The organism is Streptomyces sp. NPDC000345, from assembly GCF_042898825.1.
In the GTDB taxonomy this organism is placed as follows: Bacteria; Actinomycetota; Actinomycetes; order Streptomycetales; family Streptomycetaceae; genus Streptomyces.
Genome location: NZ_JBIAZE010000003.1, coordinates 366722 through 387712, shown reverse-complemented (window position 1 = coordinate 387712; position 20991 = coordinate 366722). Strand labels below are relative to the sequence as shown.

16 protein-coding genes, 1 tRNA gene and 1 pseudogene are annotated in these 20991 nt (G+C 74.0%); 6 read left to right on the top strand and 12 right to left on the bottom strand.

Annotation, left to right across the window (positions count from 1 at the left end; all coding sequences use genetic code 11):
- Positions 1 to 85: 85 nt before the first annotated feature.
- The 4 genes from ACFY30_RS09255 (at position 86) to ACFY30_RS09240 (ending at position 4259) form a co-directional block, all read left to right on the top strand.
- A complete protein-coding gene (locus ACFY30_RS09255) occupies positions 86 to 1540 on the top strand; it encodes an MFS transporter (protein WP_390844523.1) in 1455 nt (484 codons plus the stop codon).
- Between the two features lie 101 nt (positions 1541 to 1641).
- On the top strand, positions 1642 to 2820 hold the full coding sequence (locus ACFY30_RS09250; RefSeq protein ID WP_390844522.1) for an FAD-dependent monooxygenase: 1179 nt from the start codon (positions 1642 to 1644) through the stop codon (positions 2818 to 2820).
- An 18-nt stretch (positions 2821 to 2838) separates the two neighbouring features.
- The gene (locus ACFY30_RS09245; protein WP_390844521.1) at positions 2839 to 3411 is read left to right on the top strand and encodes a YdeI family protein; all 573 of its coding nucleotides are present in this window, start codon (positions 2839 to 2841) and stop codon (positions 3409 to 3411) included.
- 116 nt (positions 3412 to 3527) lie between these two features.
- Positions 3528 to 4259 (top strand): alpha/beta fold hydrolase, encoded by a 732-nt coding sequence (locus ACFY30_RS09240; protein WP_390844520.1) that lies wholly within the window; start codon positions 3528 to 3530, stop codon positions 4257 to 4259.
- Between the two features lie 244 nt (positions 4260 to 4503).
- On the opposite strand, the gene ACFY30_RS09235 is transcribed toward ACFY30_RS09240, so the two are convergent.
- From ACFY30_RS09235 to ACFY30_RS09185, 11 genes are all read right to left on the bottom strand, one after another.
- Entirely contained in the window at positions 4504 to 6852 is a 2349-nt protein-coding gene (locus tag ACFY30_RS09235) for an amino acid adenylation domain-containing protein (protein WP_390844518.1), read from the bottom strand.
- Positions 6853 to 7262: 410 nt separating this feature from the next.
- Entirely contained in the window at positions 7263 to 8369 is a 1107-nt protein-coding gene (locus ACFY30_RS09230) for a 3-deoxy-7-phosphoheptulonate synthase (RefSeq protein WP_390844517.1), read from the bottom strand.
- Between the two features lie 74 nt (positions 8370 to 8443).
- Complete coding sequence (locus ACFY30_RS09225) at positions 8444 to 9466, bottom strand: ketoacyl-ACP synthase III family protein (RefSeq protein ID WP_390844516.1); 1023 nt, start codon at positions 9464 to 9466, stop codon at positions 8444 to 8446.
- Positions 9467 to 9639: 173 nt separating this feature from the next.
- The gene (locus ACFY30_RS09220) at positions 9640 to 11592 is read right to left on the bottom strand and encodes an anthranilate synthase family protein (RefSeq protein WP_390844515.1); all 1953 of its coding nucleotides are present in this window, start codon (positions 11590 to 11592) and stop codon (positions 9640 to 9642) included.
- A complete protein-coding gene (locus ACFY30_RS09215; RefSeq protein WP_390659191.1) occupies positions 11589 to 12254 on the bottom strand; it encodes an isochorismatase family protein in 666 nt (221 codons plus the stop codon). The genes ACFY30_RS09220 and ACFY30_RS09215 overlap by 4 nt, the downstream gene beginning before the upstream one ends.
- 28 nt (positions 12255 to 12282) lie before the next feature.
- Positions 12283 to 13074 carry a 2,3-dihydro-2,3-dihydroxybenzoate dehydrogenase gene (locus ACFY30_RS09210; protein ID WP_390844514.1) on the bottom strand — a complete coding sequence of 264 codons (792 nt, stop codon included), beginning with the start codon at positions 13072 to 13074 and terminating at the stop codon, positions 12283 to 12285.
- Positions 13071 to 14609: an amidohydrolase family protein gene (locus tag ACFY30_RS09205; RefSeq protein WP_390844513.1), complete on the bottom strand. Its 1539-nt coding sequence runs from the start codon at positions 14607 to 14609 to the stop codon at positions 13071 to 13073. Before ACFY30_RS09205 ends, ACFY30_RS09210 begins: the two co-directional genes overlap by 4 nt.
- The gene (locus tag ACFY30_RS09200) at positions 14609 to 15520 is read right to left on the bottom strand and encodes a phosphopantetheine-binding protein (RefSeq protein WP_390844512.1); all 912 of its coding nucleotides are present in this window, start codon (positions 15518 to 15520) and stop codon (positions 14609 to 14611) included. Before ACFY30_RS09200 ends, ACFY30_RS09205 begins: the two co-directional genes overlap by 1 nt.
- Before the next feature lie 6 nt (positions 15521 to 15526).
- Positions 15527 to 17227 carry a (2,3-dihydroxybenzoyl)adenylate synthase gene (locus ACFY30_RS09195; RefSeq protein WP_390844511.1) on the bottom strand — a complete coding sequence of 567 codons (1701 nt, stop codon included), beginning with the start codon at positions 17225 to 17227 and terminating at the stop codon, positions 15527 to 15529.
- Complete coding sequence (locus ACFY30_RS09190) at positions 17224 to 18318, bottom strand: ketoacyl-ACP synthase III family protein (RefSeq protein WP_390844510.1); 1095 nt, start codon at positions 18316 to 18318, stop codon at positions 17224 to 17226. The genes ACFY30_RS09195 and ACFY30_RS09190 overlap by 4 nt, the downstream gene beginning before the upstream one ends.
- Positions 18318 to 19661, bottom strand: a complete 1344-nt coding sequence (locus tag ACFY30_RS09185) for a salicylate synthase (RefSeq protein ID WP_390844509.1) — start codon at positions 19659 to 19661, stop codon at positions 18318 to 18320. Before ACFY30_RS09185 ends, ACFY30_RS09190 begins: the two co-directional genes overlap by 1 nt.
- A gap of 264 nt (positions 19662 to 19925) precedes the next feature.
- On the opposite strand from ACFY30_RS09185, the gene ACFY30_RS09180 reads away from it, so the two are divergent.
- A complete protein-coding gene (locus ACFY30_RS09180; protein ID WP_390659198.1) occupies positions 19926 to 20324 on the top strand; it encodes a VOC family protein in 399 nt (132 codons plus the stop codon).
- A gap of 158 nt (positions 20325 to 20482) precedes the next feature.
- Positions 20483 to 20555: transfer RNA gene (locus ACFY30_RS09175), tRNA-Arg, on the top strand.
- Positions 20556 to 20643: 88 nt separating this feature from the next.
- Here the strand turns inward: ACFY30_RS09175 and ACFY30_RS09170 are convergent.
- Positions 20644 to 20853: pseudogene (locus tag ACFY30_RS09170) on the bottom strand (site-specific integrase); the annotation flags it as partial.
- Positions 20854 to 20991: the final 138 nt, after the last annotated feature.

The following is a 20991-nucleotide window of genomic DNA, read 5'->3' as shown; positions in this document are numbered from 1 at the left end:
CGTTCACCGGTATCCACTCCGTGATCTCGCATCACCGGACCACCGCACCACCTCATCCCCCCATTGATCCCTCGAAAGGAATGCCATGGCCGGCACCACCGGCGGGCGACCGCCGCTCCTCCTGCTGTGCACCGCGCAGTTCATGCTCGCCCTCGACTTCGCCATCGTGAACGTCGCCCTCGGCGGCATGCAGCGTGACCTCGGCTTCACCGACAGCGGTCTGCAGTGGGTCGTGGGCGCCTACGCGCTCTTCTACGGCGGTTTCCTGCTGCTCGGCGGCCGGGCGGGCGACGTCATCGGCCGCAAGCGGCTGTTCGTCGCCGGACTCACCGTCTTCACCCTCGCCTCGCTGGTCGGCGGGCTCGCCACCGAGCCGTTCGTGCTCGTCGCCGCACGCGCGCTCCAGGGCCTCGCGGCCGCGGCCGTCTCCCCGGCCGTCCTCGCGCTGATCGCCGCCGGATTCCCGGAGGGCAAGGAGCGGGTGAAGGCGATGGGCGTCTTCGGCGCGGTCTCCTCGGCCGGCTTCTCCGGCGGTGTGGCGGCCGGCGGGCTGCTCACCGAGTACATCAGCTGGCGTGCCGTCATGCTGGTCAACCTGCCGGTCGGCATCGTCCTGGTGGCCCTCGCCGCGAAGAAGCTCGCCGCCGACCACCACACCACCCGCGCCACCAAGCTCGACATCCCCGGCGCCATCCTCGTCACCTCCGCGATGTGCGCGTTCAGCTACGGCCTGACCGTCGCCTCCGACGAGGGCTGGAACTCCACGGCCGTCATCGCCTCGCTGACCGCCGGCACCGTGCTGCTGATCGCATTCCTGATCGTCCAGACCCGGGTCCCGGCCCCCCTCGTCCCGCTGTCGATCTTCCGCAACCGCAGCCTGTCCTCCGGCAACGCCATCGCGTTCCTGTCCGGCGGTGTGATGTCGGTGTCGACCTTCTTCATCACCCTCTACCTCCAGCAGGTCCTCGGCTACTCCGCCGTCAAGACCGGCCTCGCCTTCTTCCCGCAGGCGTTCACCGTGTTCCTCGCCAGCGTCCCGGTGATCCGGCTCACCGAGCGGCTGGGCGCCCGCAACACGCTGACCATCGGCGGGCTGTTCCTCGCCGCCGGCTCGGCGCTGCTCGCCCAGGTCAGCGCCGACAGCTCCTACCTGCTGGTGGTGCTGCCCGGCGGCGTCCTGCTCGGCCTGGGCGTCACGGTCATGATGATCACCACCGCCGTCGCAGCCACCAGCGGTGTCAGCGGCCCGCAGATGGGTCTCGCCTCCGGCCTGTACAACTCCGGCCGCCAGCTGGGCGTCGGCCTGTGCCTCGCGGTCGGCGTGGCCCTGGCCGGCCTGGCGGACGGCGCCGTCCGCGCCATCCCGATCGACGGCTTCCAGTCGGCGTTCTGGTTCACCGGCGCCCTCTCGGCCGGCATCGTCGCGGTCTCGGTCCTGGGCCTGCGCGGCACGGCCGTCGCCCAGGCCGCGCCGAAGCCCGCCGCCCCGGCGGCGGACGGCGTGAGCGCTCCCGCCGGGGCGCCGGCGGCCGCCAAGTAGTCCGTACCCCGTCCGACGCGGCCGGCCCTCTCACCCCCCGAGGGCCGGCCGTCCCCCCGTCCCGGCACACGCCGGCGCATGCGAGAGGACCAGAACGAGCCATGACTCACATACTCGTCGCGGGCGGCGGCATCGGCGGGCTGGCCGTCGCGCTCGGCCAGGCCCGCAGCGGACACCGGGTGACCGTCCTGGAGAGCCGGCCCGAGTTCGGCGAGATCGGCGCCGGCATCCAGCTCGCGCCCAACGCCTTCCACGCCCTGGACGCCCTCGGCGTCCGGGACGCCGTGGCCGGCCGCGCCGACTTCATCGACGAACTCCGCTTCATGGACGGCACCACCGGCCGGCGCGTGGCGGCCATGCCGCTGACCGGCGGGTACCGGACCCGGTTCGGCAACCCCTACGCCGTCGTGCACCGCGCGGACCTGCACCGGGCGCTCCTCGACGGCTGCCGGGACGCCGGAGTGCGGCTGCTCGGCGGACAGCGCGTCACCGGCTACGAGCAGTCGGGCGGGCAGGTGAGGGCGCTGACCGCGGCCGGTGACCGCTTCCCGGCCGAGGTGCTCATCGGCGCCGACGGGCTGCGCTCCGCCGTGCGCGAGCAGCTCGTCGGCGACGGCCCGCCGCGCATCTCCGGCCACACCATCTACCGCTCCGTCATCCCGATGTCCGAGGTCCCCGAGCGGCTCCGGGCCCGCGCCGTCACCCTCTGGGCCGGCCCCGGGTGGCACTTCGTGCACTATCCGATCGGCGGCGGCGACTACCTCAACCTCGCCGCCACCCGCGACGACGGCGCCCGCCGGGAGATCACCGGCACCCCCGCCACCCGCGCCCACGTCCTCGCCCAGTTCGGCGAACTCGCAGACACCGCACGCCAGTTGCTGGAGCTGGGCCGCGACTGGCGGATCTGGGTGCTGTGCGACCGCGACCCCGTCGACACCTGGGTGGACGGCCGGGTCGCGCTGGCCGGCGACGCCGCGCACCCGATGCTCCAGTACGCGGCCCAGGGCGCCTGCATGGCCCTGGAGGACGCGGTGGCCCTCGGCACCCTGCTGCGCTGCGACCCGGCCGACGTGCCGCAGCGCCTGGAGAAGTACAACGGCGTACGGCGCGAGCGCACCGCCCGCACCACGCGCACCGCCCGCTGGATGGGCAGCGAGCTCTACCACCCGGCGGGCCCGCGCGCCGCCGAACGCGACGCACTGCTCGCCGGGCACTCCGCCGAGGACCTGCACGACGCGGTGTCGTGGCTGCACGGCGCCACCGATTTCATCAGCACCTGAACGGGGGCGATTTCCCGCATGGTTGTGAACGACAGTTCCGAGGCGATCCACTTTTCCGACGAGAACGAACTGGAGAACTGGTTCGAGAGAAATCACCGGAACACCGACGGGCTCTGGCTGAAGATCGCCAAAAAGGGGGCGGGAATCCGTTCCGTCGACGCGGTCCAGGCCCTCGACGTGGCCCTGTGCTACGGCTGGATCCCGGCCCGGCGGCAGTCCCTCGACGAGAGCTTCTTCCTCCAGAAACTCACCCCCCGCCGCGCCCGCAGCGTCTGGTCGATGGTCAACATCCGCAAGGTCGAGGCGCTGATCGAGGCCGGCCGGATGCGTGAACCGGGCCTCTCCGAGATCCGCGCCGCCCAGGCCGACGGCCGCTGGGACGCCGCCTACGAGGGACAGGCCCGCGCCGAGATACCGGCCGAGCTCACGGCGGCGCTCGCCGAACGGCCGGCCGCCGCCGAACGGTTCGAGCGCCTCGACCGCACCGGCCGGTACCTGCTGATGCTGCCGCTCCTCAAGGCGGTGGGCGAGCAGAACCGGGCGCTACAGCTGAAGAAGGTCCTGCACCAGCTGGAGACCCCGGGTCACTGACCCCCGAGAAGCCGCCGTCCCGCGTTTTCGCAGCGGGGCGGCGGCTTCTCGTTTCCATAACCATCCGTCATTTCCCGTCCCGCCACGGCGAATTCCCCGCAACTACCCTTCCGGGCATGACTCTTCACCTACGCCAATGGGGCACGGGCGACCGGATCGCCGTACTCGTCCACGGAATGCTGAGCAGTTCGGAGTGCTGGTGGGAGATCGGCCCGGCGCTGGCCGCCCGCGGCTACCGGGTGGTGGCGGTGGACCTGCCCGGGCACGGGCACTCCCCCGCCCTCCCCGGCGCGGGCCTGGACGACTTCACCGCCGCGCTGGCGGAGTCCGTGCCGGCCGCCCCCGATCTCGCCGTCGGTCACTCGATGGGCGCCTTCGTCCTCGCCTCCGCCCTGGACCGGATCGCCCCGCGCCGGGTGGTGTACGTGGACACCCCCTTCGGCCCGAGCCGCCTCGACGCGGATCCGCAGACGCTCACCGCGGTGTACGCCAAGGCGAAGGCCCGCCGTACGCTCGACGCCCTCGACCGGCAGGAACCGGGCTGGCGGCGGTACGACCGGGAGGTGGAGGCGCGGGCGGCCGAGCAGTTCGACGTGGCCACCTCGGTGAGCCTGTTCGCCTCCGTGGCCGGCCGGGGGTTCGCCCCGCCGGCCCACGTCCCCTCCCTGATGGTCCGCCCCGAGCCCAGCCGCTTCGTGCCCCCGGAGGCGGTCGAGTCGCTGCGGCGGCAGGGGGTGGAGGTCCGTTCCGTCGAAGGCGCCGGCCACCTCACCTGGTACGGCCACCACGAGGCCTTCATGGCGGCGGTCGACGGCTGGCTGGCGGAGCCGCTGCCGAACGCCGCGTGATCCCCGGACGCGGGGGGGGGGGGCCGGGCGGCGGGGGGGGGGGCGCGGGCCGCGCGGGGCCGGGGGGGGGGGGGCCGCGGCCCCCCGCCCCCCCCCCCCCCCCCCGCCGCGCCCCCCCCCGGGCCCTCCAGGCGGGCGTGGGCGGGCGGGCGGGCGCCGCGGCGCCCCACCCCGGGTGCTCCCCCGCGCGCGCGAGTGCCCCGCCGGACGGTCCGGCGGGGCACTCGCGCGTCACGGGACGGGGTCAGGCCGCCGCCGGAACCCGCGCGGCGACCAGCGCCGCCATCTGCGCCACGGTCGGCTCGTCGAAGAGGTCGACGATCTCGATGTCCACCGTGAACTCCTCGCGCACCAGCGTCGTCAGCCTGGCGGCGCGCAGGGAGTCGCCGCCCAGCTCGAAGAAGTTGTCGTGGACGCCCACCCCGTCGAGCTCCAGGACCTTGGTCCACAGCCCGAGCAGCGCCTCCTCCAGCTCCCCCGCGGGCGCCTGGTACGGGGTGTCCAGCTCCGGGCGCGAACGCGGCGGCTCGGGCAGCGCCGCCCGGTCGATCTTGCCGTTGACGCTGGTGGGCAGGCCGCCGATGACGTACACCGCCGGCACCATGAAGGACGGCAGCCGCTGGGACAGGCCGCGGCGCAGGTCCCGTACCGAGGGCGCGGGTTCCGGGCCGGGCTCGATGTACGCGGTCAGCTGGACGTCGCCCTGGCCGTCCCGGTGGGCGAGGACCGCGGCCTGGCTGACGCCGGGCAGGGTGGTGAGGACGACCTCGATCTCGCCGAGGTGGACGCGGTTGCCGCGCACCTTCACCTGGTTGTCGGTGCGGCCGACGATCTCGATGCTGCCGTCCGGCCAGTACCGGGCCAGGTCGCCCGTGCGGTACATGACCGGGTGGCGGGCCGGGTCGATCGGGTTGGTGATCCACTTCTCGGCGGTGGCCTCCGGGCGGCCCAGGTAGCCGGCCGACAGGCTGACGCCGGCGATGCACAGCTCGCCCACGAGGCCCGGCGGCAGCGGGCGCAGCTCCTCGTCGAGGACGTACGTGGTGACGTTGGTGGTGGGGCGGCCGATGGGCGGGAGCCGGCGGGCGCGGCCCTGTGCGCCGAGGCGCTCGCCGAGTCCGGTGATGTCGCAGCTGGCGACGACGGTGGCCTCGGCGGAGCCGTACAGGTTGATCAGCCGGAACGGCAGACCGGCCGGGGGCCAGGACTGGATGCGCTCACCGCAGACCCGGATGTTCTCCAGCGGGGTGTCCTCGGGCCATTCCAGGCGCCACAGCCGCTCGGCCATCGGCTTCATCAGCAAGGTGGTGGTGATGCCCTCGCGCAGGAACCACTCCTGCAGACGGTGCTCGGAGGAGACCACCGAGACGTCGGGGATGTGCACGGTGCCGCCGCGGGCGAGCACCGGGAAGCACTCGACCTCGATCATGCCGTAGCCGGGGGCGGCCAGCCAGGTGCCCTGGGAGGCGCCGGTGGTGCCGGTCAGTTCGGCCATGCTGTGGATCAGGTTGCGGGCGGCGCCGAAGCGGACCATGACGGCCTTGGGGGCGCCGGTGGAGCCGGAGGTGTAGCAGATGTGGATCAGGTCGTCGGCGTCGACCGGCTCGCTGACCTCGGTGTCCGGCTCGGTACGCCAGTCGTCGGTGTCCAGGGCGATGACCGGGGCGAGTCCGCGGACCTTGTCCACGTGGGCGGCGAGGGTCAGGACGACGGCGGCGGAGGCGTCCTCGATCATGTAGCGGACGCGGTCGGCGGGGAAGTCGCTGTCCAGCAGGATCGCCGCGCAGGCCAGCTTGAAGCAGGCGAGCTGGGCGATCAGGCTCTCCGCGCCGCGCGGGAAGCAGACGCCGACCCGGTCGCCGGGCCGCACCCCGCGGGCGGCCAGGCGGTGCGCCAACTGGTTCGCCCGCCCGTCGAGTTCGCGGTACGTCAGCCGGGTGCCGGGCAGGATCACGGCGAGGGCGTCGGGGGTGCGGCGGGCGTGCTCGGCGACCAGCTCGTGGAAGAAGGCCGGGCCGACCGGGCCCTCGGTGTCGTTCCACTCCACCAGGATGCGGTGCAGCTCCTCCTCCGTGAGCAGGGCGATGTCCCGGACGGCGCCCTCGGGAGCCGTCGCCAGCGCGGCGAGGACCCGCTCCAGGTGACGGGCGTACTGGTCGGCGGCCGTGGCGTCGAACTCATCGCCGTCCAGGGCTAGTTCGAAACCGCCGTCGGTGACCGAGAGGGTCAGCGCGGCGAGCGCGGAGGACGCGGGGCCGGTGGTGTCGACGGCGGCGTGGGCCGGCCGGCCGGTGCCCGTCTCCGCCGCGACGGGGGCCTCGGGCACGGCCCGCAGCAGCTCGCCGAGGGTGGTCCGGCCGTCCACGCGCAACGCGAGCGGCTCGGCCGGGCCCGGCTGCCGCCGGCGCCCTATCAGCAGATCGGTCTCTCCGGTGTACCGGTGCACGAGCGCGGCCAGCGCGGCCGTGGCGTACACCTCGGCCCGCTCGGCGACGGCCGCGGGAGCCGCGATGACACGCCGGTGCAGCTCACCGGTACGGGCGCCGTCCAGGACACGCGCCAGGGGCAGTGACGAACTCGTGGTGACAGCCACGGCATTGATTCCTCTCGGTTCTGATGTGCGGAAGCGGGTGGGGTGAGTGGGCGCCCCGCGCAGCAGGGGCGGGGCGCCCTCACCGGGACGGCGGGGGCCGGGCGTGCCCGCGCGGGGCGGGAGCCAGGTGTGCACCCGTCGTCCGGGGCGGGAGCCGGGCGACCTGCGGTGCGCGACGGAGCCAGGCGTCCCGCACCCGGCGGGCGCAGGGAGCGGCCTCGCGGGGCGGTGGTCGGGCACCTCGCGGACGGAGCCGGGCGTACCGCGCGGGGCGGACCCAGGTGTGTCTCACGAGGCGGGAGCCAGGCGTGTCCTTGCGGCCGCGAGTCGGGCGCATGTCACGAGGCCGACCCAGACGTACCTCGCGGGGCGGAGCCCGGAGGGGCCCTGGGGGTGGAGCCGGGGCGGGGTCAGGCGGGTGTCGGAGTGAGGGTTCGGCGGGTGCTCACCGCTGTGGCCAGCTCGTCGATCATGGCGGCCGTGGTCGGCCAGTCCACGCAGGCGTCGGTGACGCTCTGGCCGTAGACGAGGCGGTCGGTGCGGCCGAGTTCGAGGTCCTGGCGGCCGGCCGCGAGGAAGCTCTCGATCATGACGCCGGCGATGCCGCGTTCACCGGCGGCGATCCGGGTGGCGATGTCGGTGACGACGAGCGGCTGCCGCTCGTGGTCCTTGTTGCTGTTGCCGTGGCTCGCGTCGACGATCAGCTGCTGCGGCAGCCCCGCCGCGGCCAGCTCCGCGAGGGCGGCGGCGACCTCGTCGGGACCGTAGTTGGGGCCGTCGGCCCCGCCGCGCAGCACGACGTGGCCGTCGGGGTTGCCTTTGGTCGCGACGACGGCGGCCCGGCCGTCCCCGGCGATGCCGGGGTAGACGTGCGGGCGGGAGGCGGAGACGACGGCGTCCACCGCGTCCCGGACCCCGCCGTCGGTGGTGTTCTTGAACCCGATCGGCATGGTGAGCCCGCTGGAGAGCTGACGGTGCACCTGGCTCTGCACGGTGCGGGCGCCGATCGCGCCCCAGGCGACGGCGTCGGCCAGGTAGTGCGGGACGAGCGGGTCGAGGAACTCGCAGGCCACCGGCAGCCCGGTGCCGGCGATCTGGGCCATCAGGCCGCGCGCCAGCCCGAGCCCGCTGGGCAGGTCGTCCGAGCCGTCCAGGCGGGGATCGCTGAGCAGCCCCTTCCAGCCGACCCGGGTGCGCGGCTTCTCCACGTACACCCGCATGACGACGATCAGGTGGTCCCGGGTCTCGGCGGCCAGCGCGGACAGGCGCTCCGCGTAGCCGAGGGCGGCCTCCGGGTCGTGCACCGAACACGGGCCGGTGACGACGACGAGGCGGTCGTCCTGGCCGTTCAGCGCACGGGCGATGTCGCGGCGGGTCAGGGCGGTGGTCTTCTTCGCGAGGGCCGACAGCGGTATCCGTGCGCGCAGGGCTTCCGGGCTGGGCAGCAGCGCGGCGGGACCGGGCGCCGGGGTGGCCGTCGGCTGGGGGGCGACGCTCGCGGTACGAAAGGGGGTCATGGTCGTGATCCGTTTCTTCGAGGAGGACGCTTTCGAGCGGGACGCTTCGGGACGGACGCGTGGAGCGGAGGCGCTCAGACGCCGTCGGCCGTGAGGACCGCCGCGGAGAAGGTGAAGCCCATGCCGGTGCCGATCACCAGGATGCGGTCGCCGCGCTCGAGCAGGTCGTTCCGCAGCAGGTGGTCGAGGCCGTACATCTGGTCGCAGGGCCCGAGGTGGCCGATGGTCAGGCCGAGTTCGTGGACGGTGTTGCGCGGGGTGATGCCGAGGGGTCGTACGAAGCTCTCGCGGTACAGGGTCCGGCCGACGAACGGGGTCAGGAACCAGTCGATGCCGTCGGCGCCGACGCCCGCCTCGTCCAGGGCGCGGGCGACCACCCGCCGGGTGCAGTCGGCGACGCGGGTGTGCACGTCGCGCAGGGAGACCTCGCCGGAGGCGAGGAACTCACGGGTCCTGCGCCGCATGTCGGGCTGCCCCTCGGGCGAGGTGCGGAACGGCTCGGCGCCACGGGAGAGTCCCTCCAGCACGGTGTCGGTGCGGCTCACCAGGGAGCGCAGCCGCAGCCGCCCGCCGTCGCGGGTGACCACACCGGCGGCGGCGCCGTCGCCGAAGACCATGCCGGGGGAGGTGTGGAAGCGGTCGGTGGGGGGCGCGAAGCGGTCGGCGAGGGTGATCAGCGCGGACGGCACGTCCGGGCGGGCGAGGAGGGTGGAGGCGGCGACGTCGAGCGCGGCGAGCGAGCCGTTGGACCAGGCGTTGACCGTCGTGGGTGTGGAGTCGACGTGCTCGCCGAGCAGTTCACGGGCGATCCAGCAGGCGGCGGGCCACAGGTCGATGCCCTGGAAGTGGCCGTGGCTGTGCAGCAGCACGGTGTCCGTGTCGATCCGCGCGCCCTTCTCCACCGCGTCCTTGACGGCCTGCCGGCCCGCGGTCACCGCCATCTCGGGCGGCGCCTGGGTGGCCCGCGCGTAGCTGATCATGCCGGTGCTCTCGGCGGCCTCGGCCGAGTACCGGCCGTCGGCGACCGCCGCGGCCACCGGCTCGAACTCGCCGAGGGTGCCTCCGGTGCCGGCGATCCAGATGTTGTCGAAGCGCATCGGACGGTTCCTTCCAGGGGTGGGGCGGCGGGAGAGGGCAAGAGGGGTGGAGACCCAGAGGGGTGGAGACAGGGTGGAGACAGGGGGAGACGACGGCCGCGGGGTACGGGGGAGGCGGGCGGCCCGGCCGGAACCGGGTCCCGCCGCACCGGGCCCTGCTACCACTGAAAACGTTATGCCGGTATCGCGTCCTGGACAACGGCCTCCCGATAAGGTCCCGTTACCTCTCCGAGCAGGTCCGCGATCAGCTCGGCGAGCAGCTCGGGACCGCGCCGCGTCAGCACCGACGCGGGATGGAACTGCACCGAGGCGAAGCCCGGTCCGCGCAGCGCGTGCACCTCTCCGTCCGCCTCACGGAACACCCGGACCAGGCCCTCCCGGCCGGCGCAGTCGATCAGCTCGGCCGCGCTGTGGGCCGCGAACGTGTTGTAGAAGCCGACGGGTTCACTGCGCCCGAAGCAGTCGATCACCCGCTGCACCCCCTGACTGGGCACCGTCCGGCGCACCAGCGGCAGCCCGAGCAGGGTGCTGAGCACCTGGTGGCCCAGGCAGACGGACAGGAACGGGATCCCGCGCCGCAGCAGTTCGGTGGTCACCCCGCGCAGCCGGGCGATCTTCGGGTCGGCCGTGTCCCGGGGGTCACCGGGCCCGGGCCCCACGATCACCAGGTCGTAGTCGCCGAGCCGGAACTCCTCGTCGTGGCGGCGCACGTCGACGTACGGCCCGCGCGCCTGGAGCAGATGGCGAGCCATGTGGGTGAAGGTGTCCTCGGCGTCGATCACCAGCACCCGGCGCCCGGACAGCGCGGCGTCCGGCCGCATCCGCTCCCGCGGGTCCCGGAACCAGAACCCGGCCAGCGGCCGGTTGCGCTCGGCCAGCGCCGCACGCACCGCCGGATGCGCGGACAGCGGCGTGCGCCGCTCACCCGCCGCCCCCGGCCGCCCGCCCGCCGGCGCCCGCAGCGCCTCGATCAGCCCCGCCGCCTTGGCCCGGGTCTCCGCGGCCTCGGCCGCCGGATCGGAGTCGCGCACCAGCGTGGCGCCCACCGGGATCCGCACCCGGCCCGCCGCGTCGACCTCGGCCGTGCGGATGAGGATCGCCGAGTCCATCCGGCGCCGCCCCGCCGCGTCCCGTCCGATGAGGGCCGCGACCCCGGCGTAGTGCCCGCGCCCCTCCGGCTCGTGACGGCTGATCACCTCGCAGGCGCTCTCCAGCGGGCCCCCGGTGACGGTCGGCGCGAGCAGTGTCTCGCGCAGGATCTCCCGTACGTCCAGGGAGCTGTGCCCCTCGATGAGGTACTCGGTGTGGGCGAGCCGGTCCATCTCCTTCAGGAACGGCCCGGTGACCCTGCCGCCCAGGTCGCAGACCCGGCCGGTCATCTTCAGCTCCTCGTCGAGGACCATGTACAGCTCGTTGGCCTCCTTGGGGTCGGAGAGAAAGCCGAGCACCTCGGCCGGGTCCGGGCCGCCCGGCGGATAGCGGTACGTCCCGCTGATCGGGTTCATGACGATCCGGCCCGCGTCCAGGCTCACATGGCGTTCCGGCGAGGCGCCCACGAAGGTGCGGTCCCCGGTGTGCACGACGAACGACCAGTGACTGCCCGGGGCACGGCCGGCCAGCCGGCGGAAGAACGACAGCGCGGTCCGCGCCGACCAGCCCTCGATGCGCGCCGTGAACGTACGCCTGAGGACGAAGTTGGCGCCGGCGCCCCGGCCGATCTCCTCGGCGAGCACCCGGCGGACCCGGGCCGCGTACTCCTCGTCGTCGGCGTCGAAACGGCCCTCGTCCATGTCGATCGGCAGGTCGGGCAGCCGCTCCAGGACGTCCGCCAGGGGCAGCACCGCCTGGTCGTCCACGGCCAGGGCGAGCAGCGGCGCCCCGTCGTCCGGGCAGGCGAACCCGCGCTCGCGGATCTGCCGGTACGGCAGCAGCGCCAGCACCTCGTGCCGCTCCCCGGCCGCCTCCCCCGCGGGGCTGAGCGGGATGTCCGCGATCAGGTCGTGCACGGCGACCCGCCCGGTCAGTACGTCGATCCGGTCGGGCCCGGTGGCGTCGGGCCGGTGCAGCAGGGCGAACGGCGGCGGGTCGGCACCGAGGATGCGTTCCAGGACCGGGTGGGCCGTCATGACCGCCCCCCGTCCATCGCGGCCAGCACGGCCCGCGTCGGCAGGGTCACCGAGCAGCGGGTGGCGACGTAGTCCAGGGTCTCCCGGTGGCGCTCGGCCGAGAAGTCAGCGATCGCGTCGCCCACCACGAAGGTCTGGATGTCGTGCGAGAAGCCCTCGTGCGCGGTCATCAGGATGCCGACGTGGGCGTACACCCCGCAGATCACCAGCTGGTCGCGGCCGGTGCGGCGCAGCAGGTCCAGCAGGTCGGTGCGGCAGAAGGCGCTGGGCCGCCACTTGGTGAACACCTCGTCGCCGGGCGCCGGCGCGATCCGCTCCGGGATGGCGCGGTGCTCGTCGTCCGCGCTCATCCCGGCGCCCCAGAAGTCCTTCAGCAGCCCGCGCTGTTCATCGGTCATGCCGCCGGGCTGGGCGGTGTAGACGACGGGGGCGCCGGCGTCGGCGAACGCCCCGCGCAGCGCCTCGGTGTGGTCGAGGAGATCGGTCAGCGGTTGCCGGCCGCCGGCGTCGGGGTCGCCGTGGCCGAAGGGGCTCAGGAAGTAGTTCTGCAGGTCGTGGACGAGCAGCACCGCGCGCGCCGGGTCCACCGTCCAGGGTGCGGTGTTGCGCGGGAGTTCGTCCTCGGCCGGCATGGGATACGGGTCGATGAGAGGGATCGCCATGGTCAACTCCAAAGTCCGGAAGGGGGGTTCAGGCGCCGAGCGCGGCGCCGCCGTCCACCACGAGGTCGTGCAGGGTGATGTGGGAGGCCTGCTCGGAGAGGAGGAAGAGCACCGCGTGCGCGATGTCCTCGGGCCGGGCGAGCTTGCCGAGCGGGATGCCCACCCGGAAGGTGGCGGCCGAGCCGTCGACGGAGGGCCGGGCGAAGTCGCCCTCCGGGTACATCGAGGTGAGCATCGGGGTCTCGGTGGAGCCGGGCGCGACGACGTTGCAGCGGATGCCGTACCGGGCCACCTCCAGGCCCAGGGTCCTGGTGAAGCTGGTGGCCGCCGCCTTGGACGCCGCGTAGGCCGCCATGTTCCAGCGGGGCACCCCCGCCGAGTTGGAGGCGACGGTCACCACCGCGCCGCGCCGCCGCGGCACCATCCGGCCGACCACCGCCCGGCTCACGTGGAAGACACCGGTGGCGTTGACCGCGAAGGTGAAGTCCCAGTCCTCGTCGCTGTATCCGGTGACCTCGCCGGTGCGCAGCACCCCGGCCGCGTTCACCAGGCAGTCCAGCGGGCCGAGTTCGGACTCCGCGCGGTCCACCGCCGCGTCCACCTCGGCGCTGGAGCGCACGTCGGCGCCGAGCGCCAGCACCCGCGCGCCGTCCGCCGCCAGCTCCTTCGCCAGCGGCCCGAGGGCGGCCCGGTCGGCGTCGAGCACCGCGACCCGGGCGCCGGCGGCGGCGATCTGCCGGGCCACCGCCGCCCCGATGCCGCCCGCGGCGCCGGTGACCAGGGCCGTCCTGCCGTCGAGAGCCGCGTGTGCGCCGCTCATGACTGTCCCCTCCATCCCGTGTGGTGTGCGGCGGCCGCCCGGCGGCGCCGGTCGACCGTCTCGGTACGGCGGCGCAGGCTCGCCGCGACCGCGTCGGCGTCCACGCCCAGGCAGCGCACCGTGAAGGAGGCCAGCGCCTCCAGGTACTCCGCCTCCAGGGCGTCCTCGTCCAGGGCCGTGGACCGGCCGTCCTCGACGAGCACCCGGCCCCCGACGATCACCGTCTCCACGTCCATCGAGCCGCCGAGCGACAGGAAGCCCTCCAGCGGGCGCGGGTTGAGCAGATAGCGCCAGTCGGCGGCGGGGACGAGCAGCAGGTCGGCCTGCTTGCCGGGCTCCAGGCTGCCGATCCGGTCCCCCTGGTCCAGACCCCGGGCGGGCAGCCGGGTGGCCATCGCCAGGGCGTCGGTGGGCAGCACCTCGGTGGGGTCGGCGTACATCTCGTTGTAGAGCTGCCACACCGCCCGCATCGCCTCCGGCATGCCGCCGAGCGGTACGGCGGCGCCGTCGGTGGACACGGACACGTCCAGGCCGGCCCGCCGGAACTCGGGGATCGCCCGGGTCTCGGAGACCGTGGACTCGCCGGCCTGCCCGTACTTCGCCGGCGAGTGACTGATGTGCGCGCCCGCGTCGATCAGCAGCGCCCGCTCCCCCGGGTCGGCGAAGCCGCAGTGCACCGCCATGAACCGCTTCGACAGCAGCCCGGCGTCCGCGAACCGCCGCACCGGGGTGGCCCCGTAGTAGGCGAGCATCACGTCGGCCTCGTTGCGCAGGGCGCCCACGTGGGTGGCGAACGGCACGTCGTAACGGGCCGTCAGTTCCGCGAACCCGGCGGCGAGTTCGTCGCTCATGTTGGTGCCGTAGACCGCGGTCGGCCAGGCCCGGACCAGACCCTCCGGATCGGCCTCGCACGCGTCCAGCAGCTCCTCGACGCGCTGGAGTTCGAGGTCGGTGTCACGGGTGCGCCGGAACCGGCTGTCGCCGGGGGCGCAGACCGCGTCGGCGGCCCAGGTGCTCACCGTGAGGCGCATCCCGAGCTCCCGCGCCGCCCGGGCCAGCGCCTGCGGCTTGTTGAGGGAACCGACGTCGCCGAGGGCGGTGACGCCGGAGCGCAGCTGGGTCCACATCGAGTAGCGGGCGATGGCCAGGGCCTCGTCGGGGGTGAGCCGGTCCACGTGGTCGTGGAAGGCGTCGAAGACCACGGAGATCTGCGGCACGTCACCGCCCAGCGCCATGAAGACGGGCTTGTCGTCGCGGTCCGAGGCGGTCCGCAGCGCCCCCTTGAAGGGGAAGCGCATCGCGAACATCTCGTGCCAGTGCGCGTTGACGAAGCCGGGCAGGATCATCCGGTCGTGGGCCTCGATGATGCGCAGCCCGCCCTCGCGGTGGTGCGGCTCGACCGCCGCCTCGACCTCGGCGCGCGGCCCCGCGGCGACGATCACGCCGTCCACGGCGAGCACCGCGCCGTCCGGCACGACCCGGTCGGTGGTGTCGGCGGGATAGAGCACCCCGCCTCTGATCAGCAGGGCGCCCATCACGCCACCGCCGTGTCCCGAGCGGCCCAGGCCTCGGTGAGGTGCCGGTGCCAGGCGTCCAGGGTCGGGGAGGCGGTCAGCGCGGCGAAGTCGACGGGCACGCCCTGCCGGCGCCAGCGCGTCACCAGCAGCATCGTCTCCAGCGAACCGAGCCCGAGATGCACCAGATTGACGTCCCCGCCGACCGCCTCCGGCGCCTGCCCGATCGCGGTGGCCACATCACGCCGCACCTCGTCCACGGAAAGCGGAACGGTACGACGCGGCACCCGCGCACGGGTACGGGAAGGGTTGGCCACGGAGGAGGGGGCGGGGTGGGAGGTGGAGGGGTCCGAGTAGGGGGTGGTGGAGGGGGCCGGGTGGGAGGTGGCGGAGGGAGCGGGGTGCGCGGCGGATGCCGGGGAGCTCGCGACGGACGCGACGCCGGTGCCCGAGGCGGATGCCGAGGGGATCTCGACGGACGCGGGCGCGGCCGCGAACGCGGCGGAAGCGGTCGCGGGCGGGGCCGGGGTCGAGGCCGGGACCGGGGCCGGGGCCGTGGGGGCCAGGGCCGTCGGACTCGTGGCGGCCGGGACGGCGGCGCTCGCGGCGGACGCCGTGATGCTCGCCGCGGACGCGGTCGTCTCCGGGGCCTGCGCCAGGGCCAGGGCCTGGGCCTGGGCCTGGGCCGGGGCCTGGGCCGGGGCCTGGGCCTGGGCCGGGGCCGGGGCCTGGGCCGGGGCCGGGGCCTGGGCCGGGGCCGGGGCCGGGGCCGGGAGGCTCCCGGCGGTCGGGACGGCGGCGCTCGCCGCGGACGCGGTCGTGCCGGCGGCGGAGGCCGCGGGGCCCACGCCGGAAGCCGTAGGCGTCACGCCGGACGCGGTCGCGGTAGCCGTCGTGGTCGCGGTCGCGGTGAGTGCAGTGGGTACGGTCATGGCGGTTCACCTCGTCGGTGTCGGGGCGGCTGCGGCAGGGGCCCGGTCGGCCCGGGAGGTACCCCAGTCGCGGGAGCGCGCCGGGTCGGCGGCGGCCGCCGACAGGACCTTCTTGTCGATCTTTCCGAGCGGTGTGAGCGGCAGGTCCGCGACGTACTCGACACGGTCCGGCAGCTTGAAGTCGGCGAGCCCGCGCCCCTGCAGGGCGGCCTTGAGCACGCTCAGCGCCGGCGGCGGCTCCTCGCCCCGGCCCACGAGGAAGGCGTAGATCCGCTCACCGAGGAGCTCGTCGGGCACCGGCACCACCGCCGCGGCGGCGACCCCGGGCACGGCCACGAGATGGGCCTCCACCTCACCGGCGGCGATCTTGTCCCCGCCCCGGATGACCACGTCCTTGATCCGCCCCTCGACGACCAGCCGGCCCTCGGGGGTGACGCTGGCCAGGTCACCGGTGCGGTAGAAGCCGTCCTCGGTGAAGGCGCGGGCGTTGTGTTCGGGCGCCCGGTAGTAGCCGCGCAGGGTGTACGGGCCCCGGGTCAGGAGTTCGCCGGCCTGCCCCGCCGGAACCGGCGCGCCGGTCGACGGATCGACGATCCGCACCTCGTCGGCGTCCGACACCGGCCGGCCCTGGGTGTGCAGCACGGAGTGCGGGTCGTCGTCCGGGCGGGACATGGTGAGCAGCCCCTCGGCCATCCCGAACACCTGCTGGAGCCGGCAGCCGAGCTCGGGCGTGATCCGCGCGGCCAGCTCCGGTTCGAGCCGGGCCCCGCCGATCTGCAGCACCCGCAGGCTGGACAGGTCCGCGTCCGTCCACTGGGCCTCCTCCAGCCACAGCCGTGCCACGGTGGGCACCACGGAGGTCAGCGTGACGCGCTCGGCCTCGATCAGCCGGAAGCAGTCGTCGGCGGTCGGATCGGGCGCGAGCACGACCGTCCCCCCGCACGACAGCGTCCCGACGACCCCCGGGCAGCCCCAGGTGAAGTTGAACTCCACCGGCAGCGCGGCCAGATACACCGCCCCGGGCCCGAGCCCGGCCAGCGCCGCCACGGTGCGCGTCTGGTACGCGTAGTCGTCGTGGGTGCGCGGAATGAGCTTCGGCAGCGCGGTCGTACCGCCCGACAGCAGGAAGAAGGCGACGTCGGACGGATCGCCGGCGGGCAGCGGCAGCGGGTCGGCGGTCACCCTCTCCAGGGGTACGACGAGGTCGTCGCCGTCCGTGACCCCCGTACCGTCCATCACGAACACCCGCCGCAGCGCGGGGAGTTCGGCGGCCAGCCGCCGCCCGAGGCCGGCGTGGTCGAAGCCGCGGAAGCGGCCCGGCACCACGTACCCGGACGCCCCGGACAGCTCGCACAGGTGCCGGACCTCCTGCGCCCGGTGCGAGGTGAGCGAGAACACCGGCTTGGCGCCGGCCCGGAACAGCGCGAAGGCGACCTCCACGAACTCGGGGACGTTGGGCAGCTGGAGCACGATCCGGTCGCCCGGCCGCACCCCCTCGCGGACGAACCCGGCGGCCCTGCGGTCGACCCGGTCGGCCAGCTCGGCGTAGGTGAGGCGCTCGCGCCCGGCGACGAGGGCGGTGGCGGAGCCGTACGCCTCGGCCCAGGCGCGGGGCAGCGAGCCGAGGTCGGTGCCCCGCCACAGTCCGGCGCGGCGGTAGCGCGCGGCGGTCTCGGCGGGCCAGGGCGTGCACCCTTCGAGCATCATCGGTGGTCCTCCTCGGCTGTGGGGCGGTGAGCGGGGTGCGCGGTCTGTTCGCGGTGCCCGGCGGTGATCTCCACGACCGCACAGGCGACCTCCATGCCGGGCCCGGCGGCGAGCAGCACCACCTGGTCTCCCGGTCCGACCTCGCCCCGGGCCCACAGGTGCTCCAGGCCGATGAACGGGTCGGCGGCGCCGACGTGCCCGATGTCCCGGGTGAACTCCCAGGTCCCGAGCGCGGGTTCGACGTCCAGGGGGGCGAGGTAGATGCTGTGCAGCGCGCCGCGCGCGTACCCGGTGTGGCAGATCCGGGTCACCTTCTCCAGGCTGGTGCCGGCCTCCTCCAGGACCCGGTCGACGGTGTCGGCGACCACGTCCCCGAAGTGCACGGCGGGCGCGGCCGTGCCCTGCTCCCACCGGCGGCGCAGATGGGCGTTGCGTTCCTCGAAGTTGAGCGAGCGGCCGACGGTGATGCCGGGCGGGAAGAGCTCCTCGCCGGCGCGGTGCATCTCCTCCAGCGCGGGCGCGGAGGCGGAGCCGATGGACAGCAGCCGGGCGAACCCGCCCCGCCGCGAGACCACGGCGGCCGCACCGCCGTCCGCGAGCAGGAAGAGCTTGGAGGAGTTCCACCTGTCCACGACGGGCGCGGAGAAGTTGTCGGCGGAGGTGACCAGCACGGCGTCCCGGGAGGGGTCGGCGGTCAGCCGGTGCGCGGCGAGTTCCAGCGCGGCGAGCATCCCGAGGCAGCCCGGCCCGATCTGGGCGGCGGTGAGCGGCCGGTCGAGGGTGTGCCGGAGCACGTAGTGCGGCGCGGACCACCCGTCGGGTCCCTGGTGGTAGGTGGCGGCGTGCAGCAGGGCCCCGTAGTCGTCCGGTGTGAGTCCGGCGGCGTCGGCGGCCCGGCGCAGCGCGGTCCGTCCCGCCCGTACGGCCATCTCCGGGGCGGGCACCTCCCCGGCGACCCGTACGGCCCGCATCCCGGAGCCCTCGCGGTCGGCGAAGGCGTACCAGCCGCGGTCCACGGCCTCCTGGGTGGTGACGGCCTCCGGCAGCCAGCTGCCGATGCCGGCCAGGTGCACGTCCCCGAGGATCCTCATCACGCGTCCTCGGGCCGCGCGGGCACCAGGAACCGGGCGACGCTGTCGAGCTTCTCGCAGGTCTCCTCGAACTCCCGCTCCGGCGTGGAGTGTCCGACGATGCCCGCGCCGGCCCGCAGCCAGGTGCGGCCGCCCTGCCGGTAGGCGCTGCGCAGCACCAGGGCCGCGTCCATGGCGCCGGAGTGGTCCACGGTGAGCACGGCGCCGCTGTACAGCCCGCGGGTCTCGGTCTCGTAGCGGCGGATCGAGTCGTAGGCCGCCGCCTTGGGCACACCGGAGGCGGTGACGGCGGGGAAGACGGCACCGAAGGCGTCCCATGCCTCCCGCCCGGGGGCCAGCTTCCCGGCGACGCGCGAGGCGAGGTGCTGCACGCTGCCCCGTTCCCGTACGGCCATGAACTCGGGGACCTCGACGGACCCCTCGACGCACACGTCGACCAGTTCGTCCGCGCCGACCTTGACCGAGATGGCGTGCTCGTAGACCTCCTTCGGCGAGCCGAACAGGTCGGCCCTCAGGCTCTCGTTGACCAGCAGGTCCTCGGTGAGCGCCCGGGTCCCGGCCAGCGGCTGGCTGACCACGCGGCCGTCCTCGGAGACCTGGACGACGATCTCCGGGCTGAAGCCGATCGCCTCGACGTCGCCGAGACTGACCATGAACGACCGCGCCGGGTTGTTCCCGCGCCGCCCGGCGACGTAGGTCGCGGTCAGATCGGTCTCCCCGGGCACTTCCACGACCCTGGACAGAATGACCTTGTGCAGCTCACCGGCGTTGATGTCGTCGACGGCGCCCTGCACGGCGGCCCGGTAGCGGGTCCCGTCGGTGGCGTACACGTCGAGCGGGGCCGGCTGCCCGCCCGGGGCCTGCGCGCTGTCGACGACGGTGTTGACGAGGGCGTCCAGGGTCTCCTGGTCGGCGGCACGCAGCAGCGCGTGCCCCTCCCCGAACCGGACCTCGGCGCGCGGCACGACGAGGTGCATCAGCCGCTGGTCCCCGAGGTGCCGGCGGTCGCCGTCCTTGGCGTACGACAGCTCGAAGGCGGCCCAGCCGTAGGCGCGCCAGTACGGCACCTCGACCTGGGCGAGCAGCTCGGAGACCAGCTTCAGCGGCTGCGCGCTCCACGGCAGCTCGGCCGCCGGCAGCCCCTCCTGCACGAGCCGGGCCCCGTCGCGGTCGAGGGTCAGCTCGGCCCGCACCCCACCCGCGTACGCCCAGCTCCCCCCGTTCTCGTAGACGACGTACGACTCGTGCAGACCGGAGTCGGCGAGCCGGGCCGCGATCAGCAACGGGTCCTCGGACAGCGGCAGTTGAGTCTCGTAGTAGTGGCGCGAGGCAAGGGTGATCATCGGGTGGTCCCTCCCGTGAGGCTGTGAGTCTGTGACTCCGCGAGTCGTGAGCCTGTTACCTCCAAAAAGATTACGGAGGTAACACCGCACGGACAGGACCGCTCCGATCACCCTTCCTTCTCGACTTGCCTACCGAACACACGCCCCGGCCCCGTCTAGGCCAGAACCCGACCTATATCCGCCCTACGGTGATTCCCGTACCCGCACCCCGCGGGCCACCGCGCCGACACCCCCGTCCCCCCACCGCTCGACCGAGGAGTACCGATGCTGCGAGGCCTCACCACCGTCCGCTTCCACGCCGCCGACCTGGAGGCGGCGAAGCGCTGGTACACCGAACTCCTCGGCATCGAGCCGTACTTCGAGCGCCCTGGCTACGCCGAGTTCCGCATCGGCGACTACCAGCACGAACTGGGCCTGCTGGACAGCAAGTTCATGACGGACCTGGGCGCCCACACCGACACGCCCGGCGGCGCGGTCACCTACTGGCACGTGGACGACGTCAAAGCCACCCTGGCCCGCCTCCTGGACCTGGGCGCCACCCCCCACGAGCCGCTGCGCGAATTCGGCGAGGGTTTCGTCGGCGCCTCGGTCGTCGACCCCTTCGGCAACATCCTCGGCATCATGCAGAACCGCCACTACCTGGACATCCTGGCCACCCGCTGACCATCCCGGCCCCCTCGGCCCCGAGCCGAACGGCTCGCGATCCCACCCCGGGTCACCCGGCCCCCCCTGCGCCGAGCGTCCCTCGGGCGCCGACGAAACCAGCCGCTACACTGTGGACGGTGGCACAGCCGCACACCGGCCTGCCACCGATCCACCCCGCCTTCGTAGCTCAGGGGATAGAGCACCGCTCTCCTAAAGCGGGTGTCGCAGGTTCGAATCCTGCCGGGGGCACAGCAAAAGGGCCAGCTCAGGAGGGTTTCCTCCCAGGCTGGCCCTTCGTCTTGTTCAAGGCCGTGCCACACGCGTGCCAGTTAATCCACTATGAGTCCACATCCCCTCGCCGGGGAGTCTCGCCCTCCCCCTTACGGATCACGGCCCCGAGCCGATCGGCGATGGCCCGATCACGGTCACTGGTCATGTGCTGGTAGATCAGCGCGGCGCGTGAGCTGCTGTGGCCCATGCGGGTCGTCAGCTCACGGGTGCTCGCGCCGGCGGTCGAGGCCAGCGTGTTGGCCGTGTGCCGCAGGTCAGCCCAGCATCCGCAGTCAAGAAACCCAAGCTTCCCGAGCTGAGAGCGCGAGTTCGATTCTCGTCACCCGCTCCACGCGAAACCCCCAGGTCGGAGACCTGGGGGTTTCTTTGTCGTCGCATCAAGTTGTGCACGATC